This window comes from Polaromonas sp. P1_E1_2, from assembly GCF_056406035.1.
The window spans coordinates 1-2,326 of the sequence record NZ_JBFUAZ010000650.1 but is presented as its reverse complement, the minus strand read 5'-3'; the positions used below and the strand labels follow the sequence as shown (position 1 = coordinate 2,326).

The following is a 2,326-nucleotide window of genomic DNA, read 5'->3' as shown; positions in this document are numbered from 1 at the left end:
CTCTTGCAGGCCACGCAGGATGGCAATCGTCGCCTCCACGCTCGGCTCGCCCACCAGAATCTTCTGGAAGCGGCGCTCCAGTGCGGCGTCTTTTTCGATGTACTTGCGGTATTCGTCGAGCGTAGTGGCGCCGACGCAATGTAACTCGCCGCGTGCCAGCGCAGGTTTGAGCATATTGCCCGCGTCCATGGCGCCTTCTGCCTTGCCGGCGCCCACCATGGTGTGCAACTCGTCAATGAAGACGATGGTCTGGCCTTCGTCCTTGGCGAGTTCGTTGAGCACGGTTTTCAGGCGCTCTTCAAACTCACCGCGGAACTTGGCGCCGGCCAGCAGTGCGGCCATGTCCAGGCTCAGCACACGCTTGCCCTTGAGCGAATCCGGCACCTCACCGGCCACGATGCGCTGGGCCAGGCCTTCTACGATGGCGGTCTTGCCGACGCCGGGCTCGCCGATCAGCACCGGGTTGTTTTTGGTTCGGCGCTGCAGCACCTGGATCGCGCGGCGGATTTCATCGTCGCGGCCGATCACCGGGTCGAGCTTGCCCAGGCGGGCGCGCTCGGTCAGGTCCATGCAGTATTTCTTGAGGGCTTCGCGCTGGCCTTCGGCGTCGGCGCTGTTCACGCCCTGCCCGCCGCGCACGGCGTCGATCGCCGCTTCCAGCGCCTTGCGGGTCAGGCCGTTTTCTTTGGCCAGCCGGCCCACGTCGCTCTTGCTGTCGGCCACAGCCAGCAAAAAGAGTTCACCTGCAATGAACTGGTCGTTGCGCTTGATGGCTTCTTTTTCAGTGGCCTGCAGCAGCCTGGCGAGGTCGGGGCTGACCTGGATCTGGTCCTGGCCCTGCACCTGCGGCAGTTTTTTAACGGCCGCATCAGCTGCCTGCGTGAGGCCGCCCACGTTGACGCCGGCTTTTTCAAGCAGGGCACGCGGACCGTCTTCCTGGCGCAGCATGGCGGCCAACAGGTGAACCGGCTCGATATAGCCGTTGTCGTTACCCAGCGCGAGGGACTGCGCATCGCTCAGGGCTTCCTGGAATTTGGTGGTTAGTTTGTCTTGTCGCATTGAATTTGACTCCGCAAAGGGGCTCCGGGCTCACAAAGGAGCGGTTATTGCCGAGTTTGGGGCTTTTACGCCCCTTTTCAAGTCATCTAGCAGCAAGCAAGGCAAGCCATTGGGCCGCGTTTGATGTGCGTCAAGCCCGCCCGGTTCAGGCGTTGCCGGACCACCTTGTCCAGCGGCTTCGGGATCCACCAGCCAAAGACGCCTCGCTGCCCTTGGGAAAAGAGCCACTGCCGGTCACAGAGATCAAGGTGTTTTTGCTTGCGTGAAGCGCAACGGCCTGCTACCTGAACTTGAAAACCGCCAAACTACTGCGCCCTGACCTTGATAATTCCTGCCGCAGCCAGCTCCGCAACAGCCGTTCTTGCAAATTTGCCCGCCACGCTTTTGCTGTCACTGCCGATGGGCGTACCTCCCTTGATTTCAACGGACCAAGGCTTTGTGCCTGGCGGTGATTCCTTGAAGTGAACGGAAACAACCAGAACAGCCCCTGGACCCGTTATGGTGTGGTGAGTCCCAGTGACCCGGATACGAATCTGCGCATCATCGCCGCGCGTTGCACCGCCGTCTTTTAGCGCTGTTTCAATCTGGGCAGTCATTTGCCCCCGGATTTCAGTCAGCAGCTCTTCGACCTCTTTCCTGGCAGATACGACATATGCGCCGCTGACAGGCGGAGGGGAATAGCCGTAAGTGGAAACGGTGACGGCCATGGGTATGGCGCCAGGATTGACCCACACAACTTCGGCGCTGCTTACCCGCCTGGTCTGCACATCGGGTGTTTGTCGCGTGATATTGCTTGCACAACCAGCCAAGCCTATGAAGCAGATAAACAGCGATAGAACTCTGTAACAACGAAACATAAATACCTTCCAGAGAAATCAGAAAATTGCGGGGCTAAGCGTTTCGGGCCGAAATTCCCCATTTGGCCAGCGCCGCATCGTCGGTGACGCGGGCATCCACCCAGCGGGCGCCTTCCGGCGTTTCTTCTTTCTTCCAGAACGGCGCCTGTGTTTTCAGGTAGTCCATCAGGAATTCGCAGGCCTTAAAGCTTTCGCCGCGATGGGCTGACACTACGGCCACCATCACCACCTGGTCCAGCGGCTGCAGCAGGCCGACGCGGTGGATGACGCGGGCGCCAAAAATATCAAAACGCGACATCGCCTCATCGATCATGGCTTCGATGGCTTTTTCGGTCATGCCGGGGTAGTGTTCGAGCTCCATGGAAAGTACTTCTCCCGCGCCGGCCGACGAACGCAGCGAAGGGCCGCCC

3 protein-coding genes are annotated in these 2,326 nt (G+C 60.1%); all 3 read right to left on the bottom strand.

Annotated features, from left to right (window positions below):
- Positions 1-1,059: Clp protease N-terminal domain-containing protein (locus AC1D1P_RS21275; protein WP_477674334.1), on the bottom strand; the 1,059-nt coding region annotated here is incomplete at its 3' end.
- Between the two features lie 305 nt (positions 1,060-1,364).
- The gene (locus tag AC1D1P_RS21270; protein ID WP_457280432.1) at positions 1,365-1,766 is read right to left on the bottom strand and encodes a hypothetical protein; all 402 of its coding nucleotides are present in this window, start codon (positions 1,764-1,766) and stop codon (positions 1,365-1,367) included.
- A gap of 184 nt (positions 1,767-1,950) precedes the next feature.
- The coding region (locus AC1D1P_RS21265; RefSeq protein ID WP_477674333.1) for a molybdenum cofactor biosynthesis protein MoaE at positions 1,951-2,326 on the bottom strand (376 nt) is incomplete at its 5' end.